Source organism: Microbacterium sp. CCNWLW134 (assembly GCF_037083565.1).
Taxonomy (GTDB): domain Bacteria; phylum Actinomycetota; class Actinomycetes; order Actinomycetales; family Microbacteriaceae; genus Microbacterium.
The window spans coordinates 202,483-221,992 of record NZ_JBAOJU010000001.1 but is presented as its reverse complement, the minus strand read 5'-3'; the positions used below and the strand labels follow the sequence as shown (position 1 = coordinate 221,992).

The following is a 19,510-nucleotide window of genomic DNA, read 5'->3' as shown; positions in this document are numbered from 1 at the left end:
AACGGGGTGACCGCGCCCCCACGCGATCACCCCGCTCGACTGGGTGCCGAGGCTACAGAAGGAGCTCACTGAGCGGCCCGACCAGGTACCGCAGTGAGTACGCCTCCCAGGCCGCGCCGATCACGAGAAGGACCAGTGCGGGCAGCGCCAGAAGACCGATCCGCTGCAGACCTCGAACGTAGCCCTGCCGCCGGTTCTTCGCCCCCACCGTGCGGGGGAAGAGCCAGTGCTTGCCCAGAAGGTACGCACCGAGGACGAGCATCAGGTAGGCCTGGAGCTCGATGATCACCGTCAGGGCGTGCGGGATCTGCGCGACCCATCCCACCGGAGTGGTCGGGACGAGCGTGATCCCGGTCTGGAGCGCCCAGTATCCGAAGAATGCCAGTCCGGCGAAGGGCACGATGAGGGACGGCAGGACGATGGTGAACAGGCTCAGCCGAACCACGTTCACCCCCAGGATCACGAGGCCGAACAGCACCGGGTTCATGAACACCCTCGCCACCAGATCGGCGTCACCGTTCTCTTCGAGCGCGGCGATACGCGCCTCGTTGAGCTCGGGGAAGATCAGGCCGATCACGAAGCCGATCAGGACGAGTCCGTAGGTGGCGAGGTTGAGGAGAAGATACACGCGGGCGTTCTCGCGGATGAGCCGGAAGGGCCGCCGCCACAGGGGCACGCGTGCCGTCGGGACAGGAATGGTCGATGTGGAAGTCATGCATCCATCGCACACGGTGCGGAGCCTTTCGTGCAGTGGCGTCACGTCACGACGAAAGGTGACACCACGTCACTACCGGCGCCCGCCCCACGCTACGACGCTGGCACGGTGACCAGACTCCGCAGCACACTTCTCAGCGGCCTCATCGCCATATCGGCCGTCATCTTCCTCGCCTACATTGGTCTGTACTTCTTCGATTTCGGTCTCTTCGTGACCCTCCCCGAGGGCATCACGCGGATCTTCATCGAGAACCCCTTCCTGATGTACGCGGCCCTCGCCCTCCTCGTCGCGGCGATGATCGCCAAGATCCGCACCGACCGCGCGATGAGGCGAGACCGCAGCGGGGAGCAGAACTGATCCGAGACGTCCAGCAGGATCCCCCCATCGATGCCCGCATGCGGCGGGTGTCGATGCTCAGCGCGATCGCCGCCCTCGCGCCGCTGAGCCTCATCGGTGTGGCACTCACCGCCCGGTCGTGGTGGGAGGGCCTGACGATGGCGTTCGGCTATCTGCTCGCCCTCGGCGTGCTGCGGGCCTGGAGCCTGGACGGCTATCCGCGGCACGCGATCTTCGCCCTGGTGTTCACCGCGGCAACCTGGACCGCCGACTCGCTGCGGGGCACGACCTTCATCGGGTTCGTCCCCCTTGCGCTCGTCGGTGGGATGCTCCTGCTGCGAACCGGGCGCTGGAGAATCTGGGTCGGGTTCTTCGCGATCGGGGTGGCGGCGATCGGCGCCAGCGGGTTCGCGTTCCGCCCCCCGACGTGGATCCTGTTCGCCTCGTACGTCGTCGTGCCGTTCATCGGCACGCTGTTCGTCTTCGGCGTCATCCTCACGTGCGAGCAGGCGTGGCTCATCGCCAGGCGGTTGGACCGCGCGAAGCAGATCGAGGCCGATCTCGCCGTGGCCCGCGAGCGCGTGCGCTTCGCGGGCGATCTGCACGACATCCAGGGCCATTCCCTGCACGTGATCAAACTCAAAGCGGCGCTGGCGAGGAAAGTGATGCGGACCGACCCGGATCGCGCGGATGCAGAGCTCGGCGAGATCCGCCGGATCGCCGACGAGACGATCACGGCGACCCGGTCGCTGGCCTACGCGCACCACGAGCTGAACCTCGTGGCCGAGCTCGAGAACGCCAAACGCCTGTGCGAGGCTGCCGGCTTGTCGGTGGAGGCCCGCTTCGACGGCGACCCCGGCTCCGCCACGCACCCGCTCCTGGCCCAGGTGCTGCGGGAGGCGACGACCAACCTGCTCCGTCACGCCCATCCGACCAGCGTCTGGATCACGGCGTCTCCCGTCGCCGTGGAGGTGGCCAACGATGGGCTCGGCACTGGGCCTGACGATGTGCCTGACGATGGGGCGGAGATGAGCCTTCGGGGCCTGGCGCGACTGCGCGCGCGAGTGGAGAACGTGGATGGCACCCTCGAGATCACGCGCACCCCGGAGCGATTCATCGTGGCTGCGCGCATTCCGGCGGATTCCACCGAGCGAACGAAGGAGATGATGTGACGACCGACGTGGAGCCCGTCCGCATCGTTCTGGCCGATGACGAACGCCTCCTGCGCGGCGCCCTCGCCGCGCTGCTTCCCCTCGACGGCACCATCGAGGTCGTCGCGCAGGCCGACAACGGCGCCGACGCCATCACTGCGACGCGGCGGCACAGCCCCGATGTCGTGGTCATCGACCTGGAGATGCCGGAGCTGGACGGTCTCGAGGCTGTCCGCGTGATCCTGGCGGAGCGGCCCGAACAGCGGGTGCTGATGCTCACCCGGCACGCCCGGCCGGGGGTGCTGCGACGCGCACTGGGACTCGGGATCGTGGGCTTCATGAGCAAAGGCGCCGATCCCGAAGAGATCGCCGAGGTGATCCACAAGCTCCACGCGGGCGGGCGATGGATCGCACACGACGTGCTCGAAGCATCCGTGGTGGATGACTCACCCTTGACCGACCGGGAGGCAGACGCCCTGCGCGAGACCCGTGAGGGCTACTCGGTCAGAGACATCGCGCGACGACTGCACCTGGCGCCCGGCACGGTGCGCAACTACCTCTCCAGCGCGATGCAGAAGACCGGCGCCACCACCCGGCACGATGCGGCAAGAGCCGCCCGCGACCGCGGCTGGCTGTGAGGGTGGGGCGGGCACCGCCGTTAGATCAGCGCGGGGGAGCTTCAGCTGGGCGCGCAGGCGCCGAACGCGAACGCGAGGTGGTGCGCACGAGCGCCGGGAGGAGGGCGCGAACCGAACCGACCCGAAGCGACGACCACCACACGCCCGCGCCATAGGCGAGATCGTCCAGCCGCTTGGCGATCGCGAAGCGGAGCGGATCAAGGCGCGGCCGCAGCCGCAAGTACTCCCACGCGGCATCCGCCACCGCTGCCACGATGACAGCGCGCCGGAGGCGGCGGGAGAAGACGACCCCCACTGCTGCGAGCGGCCACCAGTGCCGCACGAGGAGGGCGATGCCCTGTGCAGCGGTCGACACGAGAGCGCTGCCGACGAGCTTCGTCGCGACGCGATACGGCCGCCGTACGTGACTGACGCGGAGGGCGATCCGCCACGTCACGAACCCCGCGGTGCCGACGATGACCGGCAGCGACCACCTCCGCTGCGCAAGGGCCGCACCCAGAACGACGGCGCTCCACGGCGCGAGCACCACGGGAGCTATGTTGGCGGGGTGGCGGGCCGCGAGCGGCTGAGCGCCGGTGCCGTAGAAGAACTTCCGCCCCAACCACCGCCTCGCACGCGCCCGATGCTCATGGTGGACGACGGCCGCCGGTTCGAAGCGCACCCGGTGCCCGGCGGCATGAAGCCGCCAGACGAGATCGACATCCTCGCCCGCGTTCGTCGTTTCGTCGAAGCCGTCACCGAGCAGCTCGACCCTGCCCACAACACACGTCGTCGGCACCCACGCCACCCGCGTCCGCGGCACGACGGGCGCGCTCTCCTGACCGAGATCCAGCGATGATCGCGCATCTTCGTATCGCGTGATCCACGTGGGCGCTCCCTCCGTCATCCCGACGACCCTCGGCGCAGCCAACGCCAAGCGCGGGTCGGCGAAATGCCGCAGCAGGAGGGAGAAGCAGGCGGCATCCACCATGACATCGGTGTCGACGAACGCCACGAACTCGGTCTCCGTCGCTCGCATCCCTGAGTTGCGCGCCGCCGACACCCCGAGATTCTGCGGGTGCACGATCAGCCGGGCACCGTGCGCGCCCGCAGCGCGTGCGACCGCCCCCGCATCATCCGAACCGTCGTCGACGACGATCACCTCGGCGACCTCGGCGGGAATGGTGCCCAGCAGCCGCGCGAGAAGGCGCGCCCGGTCCTTCGTCGGGATCACCACGGTCAATCGGTCGAGCCCGATCTCCGCCAGCGCGTCCGGCACCGGGTGGGCCAAGCCCGCGTCGAGGAGATACTCCGCGAGGGCGCGGGAGGCGGCATCGCGGACCACCACGGTGCCGGCCGACGCGATCGCGCGGGCTCGAGGCGTCAACCGCACCACCCGGGCGCTCGTGCCGCCGATGAGCACCTCACCGTCGTCGACGACCCGCGTCTGCCGCCCCATCCTGACGGTGAAACCGTCCGGAAGCCGGGATGACGACGCGCGACCGCGCTCGTCGATCACCGTCGCACCGCCTCCCACGCCGCATCGCCCATGGCCTCGAGGAGGTGGGCGCCCTCCTCAGCCGATGCCCCGGTCGGGTCGCCGAGCACGCCGTTCGGCGACACCGCCGCGACGCCGCACTCGCGCAGCAGTGGGAAGATCTCGTCCAGCGGGCGAGTCTCGCCCGGCGCCTGTCGCTCGACTCGGACGCTCTGCGGTGACAGGTGAAGCAGGATCGAGGTCTCGGTGCGGCCGGCGTGCGCATCCGACCCCGGCACCCCGCATCCCACGGAACGGACATCCCGCCCCTCAGCTCTCAGCAACGCCACCGCCTCCGAGAGAGCCTCGACGTTTCCGCCATGCCCGTTGACGAACACGATGCGCTCAGCCCAGCGGCCGGCCGAGCGGCCGATCTCGACGACGACGGTCCGCATCGCGGCCGTGCCGATCGAGATCGTGCCTGCGAAGTCCTCGTGCTCGCCGCTTGCGCCGTAGGACAGCACCGGGGCCACCACAGCGGCGACACCCTGCGATCCCCACCGATCCGCGAGGTCGTCGGCGACCGCCTCCGCGATCAACGCGTCGACGGCGAGCGGAAGATGCGGACCGTGCTGCTCGGTCGATCCGAGGGGGACGATCAGGATGCCGCTCGCCGACTCCCACGTGTGCGACGCGAGGCGGGAGGGCGAGGGGACGAGCGGCTGCGGCATCCCGCCATCATTTCGCGCCGGCGGGGATCTCGCCGTCGATCGTGGCGTCCTTCGGCGAAACCGCCGGCTTCTGCGACGGCCGCCCCGCAGGCGCGTCGGTTGCGCCCTCGGCGCCCAGAGTACGAGTGAAGTCGGCGGGGATCCACAGATCGTCCGGACTGAGCTCGGTGATCGAGCGGTGGCCGAGTCCGAGCACGGCGGAGTCGAGCCCCATCCGCAGCAGATCGAGCACGTTCTCCACACCGGCCTGGCCGTTCGCGGCCAGACCCCAGAGGTAGGCGCGGCCGATCATGACGGCGCGCGCACCGAGCGCAAGTGCCTTCGCGACATCGCCGCCGCGCCGGACACCGCCGTCCAGGAGGACCTCCACCTGATCACCGACCGCCTCGGCGATCGCCGGAAGGCAGCGGATGGTCGCCGGCGTCGTGTCGAGGTTGTTGCCGCCGTGGTTGGACACCGAGATCGCGTGAGCTCCGATGTCGACGGCGCGCTTGGCGTCGTCGACCCGCGTGATCCCCTTGAGCATGAAGGGGCCGCCCCACTCCTCGCGAAGCCACGCCACGTCGTCCCATGAGGGCGGGGGCGTCTGCATCCATTCGTAGTAGGCGCCGAAGAACGTCGGGGCCGCGCCGTCGGGCGGCTGGAGATTCGGGGCGGTGAGATCGGGGAGACCCTCGCGAAGGAATCGCAGTGTCCATCCCGGTCTGCGGATCGCCTCCGGTGCCATCTGGATCATCGCGTTCAGGTCGAGCTTCTCGGGGATGGTCGGGCTCCCCCAGTCGCGGCCGACGGAGAACGACCAGTCGAGCGTCGCGATGAGCGCCTTCGCACCGGCATCCCTCGCTCGATCCATCCGTTGGATCATCGACTCCTTCGAGCCCGTCCAGTACAGCTGGTAGAAGGTGTTGCCGTTGGCGGCGACCACCTCCTCGACCGGCTTGCTGGCGAACGAGCTCAGCCCCATGATCGTGCCGCGCGCCGCCGCCGCCCGCGCCACGGCGAGCTCGCCGGCGGGATCGACGGCCTGCACGCCCGTCGGCGAGATCAGCACGGGAATCGAGATCGGGATGCCGAGCACCGTCGTCGACAGGTCGCGCTCGGCCTGATGCCCCGCCACGTGCGGAGCGAACTGCAGTTCAGCGAACGCGTCCTGGTTGTCGCGGGGGGTGCGGCCGCGCTCCGACCCCGCCACGAGCGCGGCGTACACCGACGGCGGGAGACGCTTGCGTGCCCGCCGCTGCGCTTCCAAGACGGTCTCGAACCACGGGTTCTGCCGCCAGGGCCAAAGGTTCTTCACGTCGAGCATCATGGGACTCCTCTGCTGTGCCTCGTAGGGACGCGGGTCACGTGCCCGCGAAGATCTGTGAGATGGCCGGTGCGACATCCCGATGGCCGTGGATGATGCGGCAGATGCCTCTTCCCTTGGCCGCCAACTCGCGGCCGAGCTCGACATCTTTCTCCCCCGTCGCATCGAGGAGGACATCGAGCCGCGGAAGACGGGCGGCGAGCGGCCGCGGATCGGGACCGGCGTTGTGCACGCAGTCCGAGAGCAGGAGCACACGGGCATCCCTCGCGGGGACCCGGGCGAGCTGCTGTCGAGCGAGCTCCAGCGGGAAGGCGAGGTTCGTCAGGCCCCGTGCCGGGATTCGCAGGATCTGGTCGAGCAGGGTCATCGGGCGCACGACATCGCCGAGCTTGAGCAGAATGGCCGCATCCGACCAGAACGCGATCACCCCGAGCGCATCGGCGTGCAGCTCTGACGACACCGCGCCCACGGTGGCTGCAGCGGTCTTGATCCGCTCACCCCGCATCGATCCCGAGACGTCGACGAGGAGGACGACCGATCGCGTCGTGCGCATCCGCTCCCGCACCACGATGTCTTCATCCTCGGGTACAGGCCGCTCGGCCAGCACCTCGATCGTCTGGTCGAGGTCGATCTCGTCGGACGCGCCGCGGTAGGGCGTGCTGAGCAGGTCGCCGATGCCGCGACGGGTCGTGACATCGCGGCGCGCACGACGCACCGACAGGCGCGCGGCGATCTGCCGGGCAATCGCCCGCACCGCCGGATCCAGCGTCGCCTCGTCGACGGGTGCAGGCACCAGGGCGGCCTCCTCATCGGTCTCCCCCGGGGCGGTGGCCCCGCGCTGCGGCCGCACCGCGGAGCGGCGCGACCCGCCGGCACGGAGGGCCATCCCCCCTCTGCTCGTGACGTCGAACACCGTCGGCGGTTCGTCGAGGTGCTTCGGAGTCCGCTTCAGGGGCGCACCCCGCACCTTCGTCGTGCGGCGGCGCCCGGAGCGGACCGGTGAGTCAGCGGCCACTTCTCTTCACCCGGGCGCGGCCTGGCGCGGTTCGAGCACGAAGCGGTCCTCCCAGATCTCCCGCAGCACGGCCTCCGGCGTCGTCTCCACAGCCTCGTCCAGATGGATGCGGCCCGACAGCGCCACCACCATGGCGTCGTACATCAGCTCGGGGTACTCCGCGGCCCCCGGGTCGGTGTGTCCGCGGAGGGCCGCGAGACGGAGGGCGACCAGGGTGGTGTCGATCGCACCTCGGACGCTCGAGCCCTGACGAACGTCGGGATGCTCGCGAGTGGCCCGCGTCACGGCGACCGCATCCACCACCGCGCGTTCGGCGAGGAGTCCGCGCGCGCCGGTGCGGAGGGAGACGATCCGCTCCTCCTCCTCAGCGCTCTGGTAGTCCACCGCGAGCCGGTTGAGGCGGTCGTGCACGCTCGTGGAGAGGCGCGTGGTCCCCACGTTGTCGTAGGGGTTCATCGACGCGATGACCCGGAAGGTCGGCAATGCGTCGATGCGCCCCACCCGTGGCACCGTGATCGACCGATCGGCCATCGCTGTCAGGAGCGTGTTGAGGGTGTCTTCCGGGGCACGGTTGAACTCCTCGATGTAGAGGAACCCTCCGCGCTGCATGGCCTCCAGCAGCGGCCCGGGGACGAAGTTCTCGGGCGAATAGTCCTCCCGGAGCACGCGGGCGGGGTTGTGATGACCGACGAGCTTCGCCGGTGTGAGGTCGGCGTTGCCCTCCACGAAGAGCAGCGGAATGCCCCACTCGTCGGTGATCGCCCGGAGAATCGTGGTCTTGCTCGTACCCGGGGGACCTTCCAGCACGACGTCGCGGCCCGCGGCGACGGCCGCGAGCGTGAGCTCCAGTTCACGCTCGCGGCCGACGAGGTGCGCGGCGATCTTCGCACGGTTCTGGCGGAGGGTGTCCGCATTCTCCACGTCGGACAGTGCGTCGATCGTCACGTCGTTCTCTCTTTCCCTGCTACTTCTGCGTGTTGCCGGCGTCGACCGGGAGGGTCACGCCGGTGACGTAGCGCGCCTCGTCGGAGGCGAGCCACAGCAGCGCGTTGGAGATGTCGACCGACTCCACCCACGGGATGGGCAGCGCATTGAGCGCGGCGAACCGTTCCCCGAGTACTTCGCGCGTGCGCTCCTCGGGTGCGAGGTCGGGCGCGAAGAGCGCGTAGAGCGCGGGGTTCTGGATCATGTCGGTGTCTACCGACGTCGGATGCAGCGAGTTGACGCGGATGAAGTCGGGGGCCAGCTCCAGCGCCAGCGTGCGCATGATGCCGATCACACCGTGCTTGGCAGCGACGTAGTGGATGAAGTTCGGATAGCCCTTCAGCCCAGCTGCCGAACTGGTGATGATGATCGATCCGCCACCGGCCGCGCGAAGGTGGGGGATCGCGACTTTCGCCGTGAGCCACACCCCCTTGAGGTTGATGTCGATCATGTCGTCCCACTCGACCTCGGTAAGATCCTCTGCCCGGGCATTGGAAAAGATCCCGGCATTGGCGCTGACGATGTCGAGCCTGCCGAGATCCGCCACCCCCGCATCCACCGCCTGCCGGAGACCGTCGACGTCGCGGACATCCGCCTGGGTCGCCACGATCCGGCGATCCAGCGCCTCGACCTGGCGGACCGTCTCGGCGAGATCCTCCGGCGTGGCCATCGGATACGGAACCGTGTCCACCTGCGCGGCGAGGTCAACGGCGATGATGTCCGCACCCTCCTGAGCGAGACGTATCGCGTGCGAGCGCCCCTGCCCGCGCGCCGCTCCGGTGATGAAGGCGACCTTTCCGTCGAGTCGTCCCATGACGATCTCCTTTCTTCAGCGCTTGTTGAGGAACCCGGCGTCGACGGGCAGCGTCACACCGGTGACGTAGCGGCCGGCGTCGGAGACGAGGAACAGGACGGCGTTGCTGATGTCGACCGCGTCGAGCATCGGCACCGGCAGGGCGTTGGCCATGGCGTTGCTGAGCTGCGGATCGCTCTGGAGGAACTCCTGCATGACGTCGTTCACGACCATCGGGGTGTCCACACCGGTGGGGTGGATCGTGTTCACACGGATGCTGTGCTGCGCGAGCTGGTTCGCGTACGAGCGCATGAGCCCGACCACGCCGTGCTTGGCTGCGGTGTACCCGAGTCCGCCGGGTGTCGCGCCGCCAATTCCGGCGAGACCTGCTGTGGAGCTGGTGAGCACGATCGCCCCGCCGCCCCTGTCGATGAGCGCCGCCTTCGCCACCTCGACCGTGTGGTAGACCCCGGTGAGGTTCACGTCGATGACGTCGAACCACTCCTGCTCGGTGGGATGCATGGACAGTGGGGCGATGCCGGCGTTGCCGAGCACGATGTCGCACCCGCCCAGCGAGGCCACTCCGCCGTCGAACGCGGCCTGCAGCGCTGCGCGATCGCGCACGTCGGCCTGCACTGCGTGGATGCGGCGATCCAGTTCCTCGACCTGCCGCACGGTCTCGGCCAGATCCTCGGGCGTCGCCATCGGGTAGGCGACGGAGTCGATCTGCGCGGCGATGTCCACCGCGATGATGTCTGCGCCCTCCTGGGCGAGACGGATGGCGTGCGCACGTCCCTGTCCGCGCGCGGCTCCGGTGATGAAGGCGACTTTGCCTTCCAGGACTCCCATGATGTTCCTTCCTTCGGTGTTATCGGACGGGGTCTGTCGGTATCGGGCGTCAGTACTCGGTATTTCCGGCGTCGACGGTCATCGCCATCGCGGTGACGTACCGGGCTTCGTCACTGGCGAGGAACAGGACGGCGTTGGACTGATCACGAGGTTCGGTGACCTGGACCGGAAGCATGTTGGTGAGCATCCCCCCAAGGTTCGGGTTCTTCTCCAGCAGCGGCGGGAAGGCGTTGCCCATCTCGCCCATCGGCGTGGCGACACCCGTGGGGTGCAGGGTGTTGACCCGGATGTTGTGAACCGCGAGTTCCGCCGCCAAGGCCTTGCCGAGGCCGGTCACGCCCCACTTCGACGCCACGTAGGGGGCGAGGAAGGGCAGACCCTTGAGCCCGGCCGCCGAGCTGGTCAGGATGATCGAACCTCCGCCCGCGGAGATGAGGTGCGGCGCCGAGAGCTGCACGGTGTTGAACACACCGGTGAGATTGGTGGCGATCGTGTCGTCCCAGATCTGCGGAGTCACCTCGTCGTAGGCGGCGATGATGCAGATGCCGGCGTTGCCGACGACGATGTCGAGTCGGCCCAGCGCTGCGACGCCCTCGTCGATCGCGGCCTTGAAGGCATCCCGGTCGCGGACGTCGGTCTTCGTCGCAACGATCCGGCGATCGAGCGCCTCGACCTGTCGAACCGTCTCGGCGAGGTCTTCCTCCGTTGCAGGCGGATACTGCAGATTCGGCACGGGGGCGCAGAGGTCCACGGCGATGATGTCGGCGCCCTCCTCTGCCAGCCGGAGCGCGTGACTGCGCCCCTGTCCGCGGGCGGCTCCGGTGATGAGCGCGACCTTGCCTTCGACTCGTCCAGCCATCGATGTTCCTTTCTCAAGGCGCACGACATCGCCGCGACCGCGGCGCGGTCGTCGAGTGAAGCGATGTCACGCGGTGCGGGAGTGAGGACCTCCTGAGAGATGAGCGCCCTCGTGGGCGGGGTGGGATGTCGGTGTGAAGCCCGCGAGCGGGCTCTCCGCGCAGGCGCTCACCGGCGGCGCTGTGATGTCGTCGCGACGGCCGATGCTGACCCGGACGGGTCGAGACCGCGGTGGGGAGGTGCGGTGAGAGTGGTCCTGCGAGGGCTGCGGCACGGCGCCCTTGGTCTTGAGCAGCTCCTCCCCGAAGCCGCGCACGCACTCGGGGTCGGGACCGTCGAGAGGCAGACCGGTGAAGAACTTCGCGGCCATGCAGCCGCCCTTGCAGGAGTCGAAGAACTGGCACGACGTACAGGCGCCGCCCGACTGCGGTTGACGGAGACGGGCGAACAGATCGGATCGCTGCCAGACCTCCTGGAAGCCCGCTTCGCGCACGCTCCCGGCGAGGAATTCGTCGTGGATGGCGAACGGACAGGCGTAGACGTCGCCGACGGGGTCGATGAGGCAGACCACGCGCCCCGCACCGCACAGGTTCAGCCCCGGGAGGGAGGATCCGTAGGCCGAAAGGTGGAAGAACGAGTCTCCGGTGAGGACGTCGTCACCGTGAGCGACGAGCCACTCGTAGAGCTCGCGCTGCTGCTCGCGGGTCGGGTGGAGATCGTCCCAGACGTCCGCCCCGCGACCGGAAGGACGAAGCCGCGTCAGTCGCAGTTGCGCCCCGTACTGATCCGCGATGGCCTTGAAGTGGTCCAGCTGGGCGATGTTGGTGCGGGTGCACACCACCGACAGCTTGAATCCGCGCATCCCGGCATCCGACAGATTCTGCATCGCCCGCGTCGCCGTCTCGTACGACCGGGGACCGCGGATCGCGTCATTGACGTCGGCGGTCGCCCCATCGAGGGAGATCTGTACGTCGACATAGTCGTTCGCAGCGAGTCGGGCGGCGACATCGGGGGTGATCTTCACCCCGTTGGTCGAGAACTTGACGCCGACGTGGTGCGCCGTCGCGTAGTCGACGAGCTCCCAGAAATCACTGCGGACCGTCGGCTCACCCCCGCCGATGTTCACGTAGAACACCTGCATCCGTTCCAGCTCGTCGATGATGGCTTTGCACTCCTCGGTGCTGAGCTCACGAGGATCCCGCCGGCCGGAACTGGACAGGCAGTGCACGCACGAGAGATTGCAGGCGTACGTCAGTTCCCAGGTCAGACAGATCGGCGCATCCAGGCCCCGCTCGAAATGGTCGACCAGGCGAGTGGGGCGGGATGCCGGAGCGTCGGCCAGAAGGGTCATGACGAACGCCTTTCGATCATCGCGGACCCGGCGAGGGTCTCCAATGCGCGCAGATATCGGGGGCGATCCGGGACGGAGACGCCGGCGGCGTCGCACGCCGCCGCGAGGGTGTCAGAACTGTCGAGCTGCTCCACCAGGGCCAGCAGCGTGCGGTCCTTCAGGAACGACAGCTTGCGGGTGCCGAAGTGGTAGAGCAATGCTCCGAACGGCTCGGGCCGCACCGACACCTGGGGGCTGAGCCGCCACGGCGCCTGCACGTCCATGAGTCAGTAGACGCCGCACATGCCGTCGATCGACACTTCCTCAACGAGGGAGTCGGTCTCGACGATCTCCGGATCGGGGGCCTCGGTCTTCGCAGGATCCATGAAAAGCTCCTCCTCAGCGATCCGCCGCCGTTGGCGGATCCGTTGCTGAGGACGATACTAATGACACTCAGTGCCGAATGGAAGGGTGAGCCGTGCCGGTGAGCTCCGAGACCCGCGCGCGGATGGGGCGCGCTCCCGCCACGACGCACGGCCAGCTGAGCCACATCGCGCTCGCCCTCTTCCTGGAGCGCGGCTTCGAGCAGACCACCATCGATGACATCGTCGAGGCCGCGGGGATCGGACGCCGCACGTTCTTCCGGTACTTCCGATCCAAGAACGACCTGCCATGGGGCGACTTCGAGAGCATGCTCGCGGGTATGCGCGCCCACCTCGCCGGTCTCCCCGACGACCTGCCCCTTCGCGATGCCCTGCGTACGGCGGTGGTGGAGTTCAATCGGTTCCCCGACATCGAGATCCCGGTCCACCGGGAGCGCATGTGGCTCCTGTTCAACGTGCCGAGCCTCACCGCCCACTCGACGCTGCGGTACGCGGAGTGGCGGCAGGTGATCGCCGAGTTCGTCGCCGAGCGCCTCGGTGATCCGCCCGACGCGATCGAACCCCAGGCGATCGCGTGGGCGTGCCTTGGCCTGTCGCTGGCGGCGTACGAGCAGTGGCTGGCGCACCCCGATGCCGACCTCCTCGCCCTCATCGACGAGGCCTTCGTCAGATTCGGCGACGCGTGGAGAGCCAGCTGATGACCACACTCATCGTCGGTGCAGGATCATCGGGGTCGGCCCTGGCCGCCCGCCTGACCGAGGATGACGGCCGCGACGTGATCCTCGTGGAGGCAGGACCAGCCGATCCGGACTTCGCTCCCGATGTGCGCGACGCCTCCAGCATCCGAGGCGCCATGCCGGGGCATCCCGCGAACTGGTCGTTTCTCGGTCACCTGACACCCGACCTCGCCTACACGGTCGTACGCGGACGGATGTTGGGCGGATCGAGCGCTATCAACGGCGCCTACTTCGTGCGCGCTCGCTCGGGCGATCATGCCCGGTGGGCCGAGGCCGGCGGCGACCGCTGGTCGTACGACGCCACCCTGCCGATGTGGCGCGCGATGGAATCCGACATGGATTTCCCCGAGTCGCCGACGCATGGCTCCACGGGCCCGATGCCCGTGCAGCGGCCGGCGCTGGGAGACCTTGCGGCGGCCTTCCTGAGGGCCGCACGGGTGCGGGGACACGCCGATGAGCCCGACAAGAACGGGGAGGGGGTTCCCGGCGCGGGCCCCGTTCCCTCGAACATTCGCGACGGGCAGCGCGTGAACACAGCGATGGCCTACCTCCCCGGCGCCGTGCGGGCCCGACCGGGGTTGCGGATCCTGGATCGCACCACGGTGGGTCGCGTGATCTTCGACGGGATCCGCGCCATCGGCGTGGAGACCTCCCGGGGCGAGATCCGGGCCGACGAGGTCGTGCTCTCGGCAGGCGCGATCGGCTCGGCCCGCATCCTCCTCGCCTCGGGCGTCGGGCCGGCAGCCGATCTGGAACGCCTCGACATCCGGGTCCGCGCCGACCTTCCCGTGGGAACGGCATTCTCGGATCATCCCGACGTCTCCCTCTCGTGGCGACCGGATGGCCCGACGATCGACCCGGCTGAACGATTCGCGTTCCCCGCGGCCGTCAACATCGACACCGGCGGCCATCCCGACGCCGACGTCGAGATCCTCCTGTCGGTGAAGCCGCTGGGGTATCTGTTGACGGGAACCACGCGCATCCTCGCCGGGGGGCTCGGGGCCGCACTGCGGCATCCTCTCCGCACCGCGCGTGCGGTGACGGGGATCTCGGCGCGACGAGCCGCGATGCAGGTGGCGCACCGCGACGACCTGCCGCTCATCGTCGGCCTGCAATCCCCGGCCGGGCGGGGGTCGCTCGCCCTGCAAGCCCCCGACCCCGCTGCGCCGCCGCGCATCGAGTACCGCTACCTCGCCGACGTCGACGACCGCCGGCGGCTGCGCGCAGGGATCCGGGAGGCGGCCGCGCTCGTGCGCGACATGGGCGGTCGGCTGACGGAGCTCAGCGAATCGGACCTCGACGACGACGCGCTCGACGCGTGGATGCTGTCGCACCTCGGCACGGCGATCCACATGTGCGGCACGGCTCCGATGGGCCCGGTCGTGGACGGCGCCGGTCGCGTTCACGGCCTCGCCGGCCTCCGCGTCGCGGACACCTCGATCCTCCCGGTCGTCCCCACCCGCGGGCCCGCCGCGTCGGCGGTGCTCGTCGGCGAGGTCATAGCCCGAGCGATGCGGGAGCGGTGACGAGGCGGCCCTTGTGAAGCCAGCTGGGCGCGCTGAGTTCAGATGAGAAAGACGAGGATCGGCGCTCAGATCGTGGTGAGGCCCGGGCAGCGACCAATACCCTGACCGGAGACTCCCGTGATCGGCGGACGAGGTCAGCGCTCCCCCGGCTGACCGCGGCGTGCGGGCACCCGGACTCGCGGCCGTGACGTGGAGTCGGGCCCCCTCGAGCATCCCTCGTCGGTTCTGCGCTCGAGGGGGCCGCCTCCGATTCGACGGGCCGCGGTCAGAGGCGGGTGCGTCAGCCGTCTGAGCCCCGGCGGTGCAGCTCGCCCGCAACAGCGGAAGGATCGTCGACGGTGAGGACGAGTTCATCGAACCGGGGCTGCGAGGCGAGACGGATGATCACGACGTCGCTGCGACCGGAGACGTTCCAGAACTGGCGCCTGCCGTCGGAGACGAACCTGCCCGAGACCTTGCCGAAGAGGCGCAGGCCCGGCCACCTGCGTCCCCGCGGCCGCACCTCGGCGGCGGGGCGAACGGAGACGCCCTTGACAGCCGACATCGGCACGACGATGCGGCGAGTGAACGACCAGACCTTGTCGAGACCCTTCGGCTCGACGACAAGGTTGCCGCCCGTCACGGTGACGCGGGTGCCGCTCACGAGCGGGCCCCCGACGCCGTGTCTGCGAACGGCTGCGCCGCGGCATCCGACTGTCCTGCCGTCTGCTCGGCAGCGGGGCGGGCCGGACGGAACTGGCCCGTGACGATGAGGATGACGACGAGGATGACGGGGACGATCCAGCCGCTCCAGCCGAGCACCGTGGCCTGCGTGGTGTCGATGCGTTCGCCGGCCATCGCGAAGAGCAGGAACGACCCGGCGGCGCCGTTGAATGCCGCGTGAGCGAGGGCGGCGGGCCAGACCGACGCGGAGCGGATGCGGAGCCATCCGAACACCGCCCCGATCACGATGCACATCGCGACCATCGCGGAGAGCCCCAACCAGCCGGGCGCGTCGGGATAGTTGTAGCCGAGAAGGATGAGCGGCGCGTGCCAGAGTCCCCAGACGACACCGGAGATGAGGATCGCGGGAAGCGTGCCCAGCGGCAGGAGCTTCGGGAGCAGCCAGCCGCGCCAGCCGAGCTCTTCGCCAAGAGCGGGGATGAGGTTGATGAAGGCCGTGAGCGGCAGCATCGCCAGCTGCAGGGCGATGATGACGCCGACGGGGATCGGGACCTCGCCTCCGCCCGCCGCGGCGAGCTGGGCGTCGAGAACCTCGCGGAACGCCGAGAAGTTCACGAAGTCCGCCGGGTACACCCCGAAGAGCGCCCCGATGGGGAGCGCCACCAGCACGAGGGCGATCGGCACGAAGATGCCGAGGGCGCAGTAGGCGATGAAGCGACCGAGGGGACGGAACGGGGTAAGGCCTAGGGCCCTGGCCTTGCGGGCGGGGCGCTCGATGAAGAACACCACGATGAGCGCGGCGATCGCGGGCGTCATCATGGTGGCCACCGCGATGACCATGAACCAGGGGGATGCGAGGCCCTCGCCGAACCACAGGGGAAGGGCGAACAGCCAGGCCAGCGCGAACGAGATCGCGAGGAAGATGGCGATCAGGCGGCCGTCGCCGGGCGCGAGGCGTGGTCGTGTCGCCCGGTCACGGGAGGTGTCGGTGACGGTCATGTCGTCTCCTTCGCTTCGATGAGGTGCAGGCCGGCGATGGTCCTGTCGTCGCGGAATGCGATGCGCGCGGCGTAATCGCCGGCCTCCATGGCCAGGGGTGTGGTGGTGATCGTGACGTCGGCAGCTCGCACGACATCGGTCTCGCCGACCCGCTCGAGGGCGCCCGAGAGCGCCTGGATCTGCGCCCACGCGGCGGCGAGGGCGTCTTCGGAGAGGCCGTCGCGCATGGTCGGGTCGAAACGCTCGGTGATGCGGGCCCAGCGGCCGCTCGCCAGGTCGTCGACGACGGCGGAGGCGAGCTCCGCGGCATCCGGGATCGGAGGAGCGTCGACCGGCTGCCCGGTCGTGGGATCGGTCGGCCGGCCGTAGCGCTGGAAAGCAGCCTGCCGGGTCACCCCCAGCGCCTCACCGATCGCCTGCCAGGTCATGCCCGATGCGCGGGCGTCGACCACGACCGCACTCACGACGGCGTCGGCTGCTGCCCGCATCTGCAGCGCCCGCCGGATGGCGCCGGCGGCATCGGGCTGCTGCTGCAGCACGGGGGCGGCGAGGAACGCATCGGTCTCGGCGCGGAGGGCACTCAGCGCGTCTGTCACGTTCAGTTGCATTCGTCAAGGCTACGTTGACAAAAGCAATCCGTCAATCCAGGACGGCCGTCGCCTCCACTTCGACGAGGATCCCCGGCTGGAAGAGCGACTGCACCCCCACCAGCGAGGCCGGCGGTGCGGTGAAGCCGATCTCGTCGGCCACTCGGGCGACACCGTCGGCGAAGGCGGGGTACTGGGCGACATCCCAGTCCGCGACATAGACGGTGAGACGCACGACATCGGCGAACGTCGCCCCGACGCCGGTGAGCGCCGCCGCGACATTGCGATAGGCCTGCGCCACCTGACCGGCGAGATCCGGGGCGACCAGTTCGCCCTGAGCATCCCAGCCCACCTGGCCTGCGACGTGCACATGCCTGGTCCCGGTCGCGACCGCGACGTGGTGATAGGCGTCGGTGACCGGAAGGCCCTCGGGATTGAACTGCGTGACCGTCATCGGAGTCTCCTTTCGCGGCACCGTCGATCGGCGCGGCTAGTATCTCTGTGATACTCGGTATCTGTTGGATACTTCAAGGTGCCGAAGAGACGAGCACGCAACCAGGTGACGGGAAGGAAACCGGATGTCGCGAAGGGAACTCGCCGAACTCTCCGGCGCACGACGCGAGCTGCTCGACCAGACGCTCGACAAGTGGTCGATCTCGGTCCTCGCCGTGCTGTGCGACGGCCCGCAGCGCTTCAGCCGCCTGAGGTCGGAGATCGAGGGCATCACCCAGAAGTCGCTGTCGCAGACGCTGCGACGGCTGGAGCGCAACGGCATGATCCACCGCCGCGTGATCGACACGTCGCCGATCGCCGTGGAGTACCGCATCAGCGACCTGGGCCGCACCCTCGAGGCGCCGATCGCGGCCCTGCAGGCCTGGGCGACACAGTCGCTGGTCGACGTCGAGACTGCACGCGACCGCTACGACGCGCGCCTCGACGCACCTACCTCAGCGCGATAGTGGCGATCATCACGCTGTTGACGATCATGGCCATCATCACGCCCTCGACCGCCTCACCGGCGCCGGCGGCACCCCAGTCGCCGCGTTCGAGCTCCTCCGCGCGCGTGTACACCGCCGAGTTCCAGGGGATGCCGGGATCGAACTGAGGCAGCGTGCCGCTCGCCGACAGCAATCCCGTCAAGGCCGCCAGCCGCGGAGTGGGCGACACCCCATCGACCAGAACGCCTCGGACGTCGGCGAGCAGCTGGTCGCGACGGCCGGTGCCGCCGTCCTTCAGCACCGTCGTGGGGAAGATGCCAAGCGCCTTGGCCTTCTCTTCTCGCAGTTCGCCGCGCGCGACGAGGCGATCGATCAGAGGCTGACGCAGCGTCGGCCCGATCGCCGGCAGGACCGTCTGCACTCCGCGCGGCTTGTCTTGGACGGAGGTCCACGCTGCACGGAGGAGCTCATCGGACGGAGCCCGGTCGGCGACGGCGGACATGTTGACGGTGCCGCTCCAGGTCTTCTCGGTCGTGACGCGCTGCTCGAGCCCGAGCTGAGCGAGGACAGCCCCACCGAGGACGTAGAAGAGCGTGTTCTCGCCGGCGATGGTTCCCGAATCGGGTTGGAAGAGGAGGAGCAGCAGGTCTTCCGCGATCGTCGGCGATTCGTATGCTCGAGAGTCGTTCATCCTTCGTCCTCCTTGTTCATCAGGGCGCGTTCCAACGCGTCCAGCTCCTCGAACTGACCGGTGGCGATCAGGTTCGCCCGGTGCAGCACCTCGAGCTGAGCGACGTTGTAGAGCTGGCCGACTGCCTGACCGACGGTCGCCTCGGCGTGAGCGGCATCACGGCGGGCGTACGCGCCCGGGTCACGCAGCCACGGGTAGGCTTCGTGCGCCTCGGCCAGATCCGGCGCCAACTCCTCGCCGAGGCGGCGCCGTGTGGCGCGGTCGGCGTCGGCCGGCAACGCCGCGAGCGCGACCTCGGCCGGTGACACGGGGGTGTCGCGGATCATCTGCTCCAGCTCGCCGATGGCGTGATCGTCGAAGACGCGCGAATAGATCATGACCAGCGACTGATCCGGCTCGGTGAGCCGGTCGGCCAGCGGAGCGAAACGAGCGGGAAGCGACGCGGGAGAACGGTGCTGCAGGATGACGGCGAGCTCTTCCCGAACCCGTTGCAGCCGATCGATGGTCGCCGCCAGCTCGGCATCGAGCACCGCGATGGCGTCATCGGGACGCTCTTCGGAACGGTCCAGCGTCGCGATCTGTGCGAGCGGAACACCGAGCTCAGCGAGCCGCACGATCTGCAGCAGCCGGACGAGGTGCGCCACCTGGTACTGCTTGTACCCGTTCGACAGCCGCTCGGGCTCCTCGAGCAGGCCGACCTTGTGGTAGTGCCGAACGGCCTTCACCGTCGTGCCGGCCAGGTCGGCGAGCTGTCGCGTGCTCCAAGCCATGGTCGAGCTCCTCGGGGTCTGTTCTGCGCAGCATCCATTCCAAACCATGCCCCA

Annotated in this window: 24 protein-coding genes; 6 read left to right on the top strand and 18 right to left on the bottom strand. The window is 69.2% G+C overall.

What is annotated here, in order from left to right:
* Positions 1-52: 52 nt before the first annotated feature.
* Positions 53-715 (bottom strand): hypothetical protein, encoded by a 663-nt coding sequence (locus V6S02_RS01125; RefSeq protein WP_336399520.1) that lies wholly within the window; start codon positions 713-715, stop codon positions 53-55.
* 108 nt (positions 716-823) lie between these two features.
* Between V6S02_RS01125 and V6S02_RS01120 the strand changes: the two genes are divergently transcribed.
* Genes V6S02_RS01120 through V6S02_RS01110 form a run of 3 tightly spaced genes read left to right on the top strand, consistent with a single transcriptional unit; the run spans position 824 to position 2,840 of the window.
* Entirely contained in the window at positions 824-1,072 is a 249-nt protein-coding gene (locus V6S02_RS01120) for a hypothetical protein (RefSeq protein WP_336399519.1), read from the top strand.
* Positions 1,073-1,125: 53 nt separating this feature from the next.
* Positions 1,126-2,223, top strand: coding sequence for a sensor histidine kinase (locus V6S02_RS01115; RefSeq protein WP_336400754.1), 1,098 nt, complete (start codon positions 1,126-1,128; stop codon positions 2,221-2,223).
* Positions 2,220-2,840 (top strand): response regulator transcription factor, encoded by a 621-nt coding sequence (locus V6S02_RS01110; RefSeq protein ID WP_336399518.1) that lies wholly within the window; start codon positions 2,220-2,222, stop codon positions 2,838-2,840. Before V6S02_RS01115 ends, V6S02_RS01110 begins: the two co-directional genes overlap by 4 nt.
* Positions 2,841-2,865: 25 nt before the next feature.
* Here the strand turns inward: V6S02_RS01110 and mftF are convergent, their stop codons facing one another.
* The 11 genes from mftF to mftA form a co-directional block, all read right to left on the bottom strand.
* Complete coding sequence (gene mftF / locus V6S02_RS01105) at positions 2,866-4,338, bottom strand: mycofactocin biosynthesis glycosyltransferase MftF (RefSeq protein WP_336399517.1); 1,473 nt, start codon at positions 4,336-4,338, stop codon at positions 2,866-2,868.
* Positions 4,335-5,027: a mycofactocin biosynthesis peptidyl-dipeptidase MftE gene (mftE, locus tag V6S02_RS01100; RefSeq protein WP_336399516.1), complete on the bottom strand. Its 693-nt coding sequence runs from the start codon at positions 5,025-5,027 to the stop codon at positions 4,335-4,337. Before mftE ends, mftF begins: the two co-directional genes overlap by 4 nt.
* A 7-nt stretch (positions 5,028-5,034) precedes the next feature.
* Positions 5,035-6,324, bottom strand: coding sequence for a pre-mycofactocin synthase MftD (mftD, locus tag V6S02_RS01095; protein WP_336399515.1), 1,290 nt, complete (start codon positions 6,322-6,324; stop codon positions 5,035-5,037).
* Positions 6,325-6,370: 46 nt separating this feature from the next.
* Complete coding sequence (locus V6S02_RS01090; protein ID WP_336399514.1) at positions 6,371-7,348, bottom strand: vWA domain-containing protein; 978 nt, start codon at positions 7,346-7,348, stop codon at positions 6,371-6,373.
* A 6-nt stretch (positions 7,349-7,354) separates the two neighbouring features.
* On the bottom strand, positions 7,355-8,293 hold the full coding sequence (locus V6S02_RS01085; RefSeq protein ID WP_336399513.1) for an AAA family ATPase: 939 nt from the start codon (positions 8,291-8,293) through the stop codon (positions 7,355-7,357).
* 19 nt (positions 8,294-8,312) lie between these two features.
* Entirely contained in the window at positions 8,313-9,146 is an 834-nt protein-coding gene (locus V6S02_RS01080; protein ID WP_141936982.1) for a mycofactocin-coupled SDR family oxidoreductase, read from the bottom strand.
* Between the two features lie 15 nt (positions 9,147-9,161).
* Positions 9,162-9,974 (bottom strand): mycofactocin-coupled SDR family oxidoreductase, encoded by an 813-nt coding sequence (locus V6S02_RS01075; RefSeq protein WP_336399512.1) that lies wholly within the window; start codon positions 9,972-9,974, stop codon positions 9,162-9,164.
* A gap of 49 nt (positions 9,975-10,023) precedes the next feature.
* Positions 10,024-10,833 (bottom strand): mycofactocin-coupled SDR family oxidoreductase, encoded by an 810-nt coding sequence (locus V6S02_RS01070; RefSeq protein WP_336399511.1) that lies wholly within the window; start codon positions 10,831-10,833, stop codon positions 10,024-10,026.
* A gap of 66 nt (positions 10,834-10,899) precedes the next feature.
* Positions 10,900-12,183 (bottom strand): mycofactocin radical SAM maturase, encoded by a 1,284-nt coding sequence (gene mftC, locus V6S02_RS01065; protein WP_336399510.1) that lies wholly within the window; start codon positions 12,181-12,183, stop codon positions 10,900-10,902.
* Entirely contained in the window at positions 12,180-12,446 is a 267-nt protein-coding gene (gene mftB / locus V6S02_RS01060) for a mycofactocin biosynthesis chaperone MftB (RefSeq protein WP_336399509.1), read from the bottom strand. Before mftB ends, mftC begins: the two co-directional genes overlap by 4 nt.
* A 3-nt stretch (positions 12,447-12,449) precedes the next feature.
* The gene (mftA, locus tag V6S02_RS01055; RefSeq protein WP_141936973.1) at positions 12,450-12,548 is read right to left on the bottom strand and encodes a mycofactocin precursor MftA; all 99 of its coding nucleotides are present in this window, start codon (positions 12,546-12,548) and stop codon (positions 12,450-12,452) included.
* A 92-nt stretch (positions 12,549-12,640) separates the two neighbouring features.
* Between mftA and mftR the strand changes: the two genes are divergently transcribed.
* Together mftR and V6S02_RS01045 are read left to right on the top strand one after the other, a co-directional pair.
* Positions 12,641-13,243, top strand: a complete 603-nt coding sequence (gene mftR / locus V6S02_RS01050; RefSeq protein ID WP_200829926.1) for a mycofactocin system transcriptional regulator — start codon at positions 12,641-12,643, stop codon at positions 13,241-13,243.
* The gene (locus V6S02_RS01045; RefSeq protein ID WP_336399508.1) at positions 13,243-14,808 is read left to right on the top strand and encodes a GMC family oxidoreductase N-terminal domain-containing protein; all 1,566 of its coding nucleotides are present in this window, start codon (positions 13,243-13,245) and stop codon (positions 14,806-14,808) included. Before mftR ends, V6S02_RS01045 begins: the two co-directional genes overlap by 1 nt.
* Positions 14,809-15,088: 280 nt before the next feature.
* Here V6S02_RS01045 and V6S02_RS01040 read toward each other — a convergent pair whose 3' ends face one another.
* The 4 genes from V6S02_RS01040 to V6S02_RS01025 are packed head-to-tail and all read right to left on the bottom strand — an operon-like array spanning position 15,089 to position 17,511.
* Entirely contained in the window at positions 15,089-15,451 is a 363-nt protein-coding gene (locus V6S02_RS01040; RefSeq protein ID WP_336399507.1) for a hypothetical protein, read from the bottom strand.
* Entirely contained in the window at positions 15,448-16,470 is a 1,023-nt protein-coding gene (locus V6S02_RS01035; protein WP_336399506.1) for a CPBP family intramembrane glutamic endopeptidase, read from the bottom strand. The genes V6S02_RS01040 and V6S02_RS01035 overlap by 4 nt, the downstream gene beginning before the upstream one ends.
* Positions 16,467-17,078: a DUF3887 domain-containing protein gene (locus tag V6S02_RS01030; protein WP_336399505.1), complete on the bottom strand. Its 612-nt coding sequence runs from the start codon at positions 17,076-17,078 to the stop codon at positions 16,467-16,469. The genes V6S02_RS01035 and V6S02_RS01030 overlap by 4 nt, the downstream gene beginning before the upstream one ends.
* Before the next feature lie 31 nt (positions 17,079-17,109).
* Positions 17,110-17,511: a RidA family protein gene (locus V6S02_RS01025; RefSeq protein ID WP_336399504.1), complete on the bottom strand. Its 402-nt coding sequence runs from the start codon at positions 17,509-17,511 to the stop codon at positions 17,110-17,112.
* A 124-nt stretch (positions 17,512-17,635) separates the two neighbouring features.
* Between V6S02_RS01025 and V6S02_RS01020 the strand changes: the two genes are divergently transcribed.
* Entirely contained in the window at positions 17,636-18,016 is a 381-nt protein-coding gene (locus V6S02_RS01020) for a winged helix-turn-helix transcriptional regulator (protein ID WP_336399503.1), read from the top strand.
* Here V6S02_RS01020 and V6S02_RS01015 read toward each other — a convergent pair.
* Positions 18,000-18,686 (bottom strand): GOLPH3/VPS74 family protein, encoded by a 687-nt coding sequence (locus tag V6S02_RS01015; protein WP_336399502.1) that lies wholly within the window; start codon positions 18,684-18,686, stop codon positions 18,000-18,002. The two genes, V6S02_RS01020 and V6S02_RS01015, sit on opposite strands and share 17 nt — an antisense overlap.
* Positions 18,683-19,456, bottom strand: a complete 774-nt coding sequence (locus tag V6S02_RS01010; RefSeq protein ID WP_124291628.1) for a MerR family transcriptional regulator — start codon at positions 19,454-19,456, stop codon at positions 18,683-18,685. Before V6S02_RS01010 ends, V6S02_RS01015 begins: the two co-directional genes overlap by 4 nt.
* Positions 19,457-19,510 lie beyond the last annotated feature (54 nt).

Excerpts from the sequence above, each read along its gene's own strand:
- V6S02_RS01125 (WP_336399520.1), bottom strand. The coding sequence starts at position 715 with ATGACTTCCACATCGACCATTCCTGTCCCGACGGCACGCGTGCCCCTG.
- V6S02_RS01115 (WP_336400754.1), top strand. The coding sequence starts at position 1,126 with ATGCTCAGCGCGATCGCCGCCCTCGCGCCGCTGAGCCTCATCGGTGTG.
- mftE (WP_336399516.1), bottom strand. The coding sequence starts at position 5,027 with ATGCCGCAGCCGCTCGTCCCCTCGCCCTCCCGCCTCGCGTCGCACACG.
- V6S02_RS01080 (WP_141936982.1), bottom strand. The coding sequence starts at position 9,146 with ATGGGACGACTCGACGGAAAGGTCGCCTTCATCACCGGAGCGGCGCGC.
- V6S02_RS01075 (WP_336399512.1), bottom strand. The coding sequence starts at position 9,974 with ATGGGAGTCCTGGAAGGCAAAGTCGCCTTCATCACCGGAGCCGCGCGC.
- V6S02_RS01070 (WP_336399511.1), bottom strand. The coding sequence starts at position 10,833 with ATGGCTGGACGAGTCGAAGGCAAGGTCGCGCTCATCACCGGAGCCGCC.
- mftC (WP_336399510.1), bottom strand. The coding sequence starts at position 12,183 with ATGACCCTTCTGGCCGACGCTCCGGCATCCCGCCCCACTCGCCTGGTC.
- mftB (WP_336399509.1), bottom strand. The coding sequence starts at position 12,446 with ATGGACGTGCAGGCGCCGTGGCGGCTCAGCCCCCAGGTGTCGGTGCGG.
- mftA (WP_141936973.1), bottom strand. The coding sequence starts at position 12,548 with ATGGATCCTGCGAAGACCGAGGCCCCCGATCCGGAGATCGTCGAGACC.
- V6S02_RS01045 (WP_336399508.1), top strand. The coding sequence starts at position 13,243 with ATGACCACACTCATCGTCGGTGCAGGATCATCGGGGTCGGCCCTGGCC.
- V6S02_RS01035 (WP_336399506.1), bottom strand. The coding sequence starts at position 16,470 with ATGACCGTCACCGACACCTCCCGTGACCGGGCGACACGACCACGCCTC.
- V6S02_RS01030 (WP_336399505.1), bottom strand. The coding sequence starts at position 17,078 with ATGCAACTGAACGTGACAGACGCGCTGAGTGCCCTCCGCGCCGAGACC.
- V6S02_RS01025 (WP_336399504.1), bottom strand. The coding sequence starts at position 17,511 with ATGACGGTCACGCAGTTCAATCCCGAGGGCCTTCCGGTCACCGACGCC.
- V6S02_RS01020 (WP_336399503.1), top strand. The coding sequence starts at position 17,636 with ATGTCGCGAAGGGAACTCGCCGAACTCTCCGGCGCACGACGCGAGCTG.
- V6S02_RS01015 (WP_336399502.1), bottom strand. The coding sequence starts at position 18,686 with ATGAACGACTCTCGAGCATACGAATCGCCGACGATCGCGGAAGACCTG.
- V6S02_RS01010 (WP_124291628.1), bottom strand. The coding sequence starts at position 19,456 with ATGGCTTGGAGCACGCGACAGCTCGCCGACCTGGCCGGCACGACGGTG.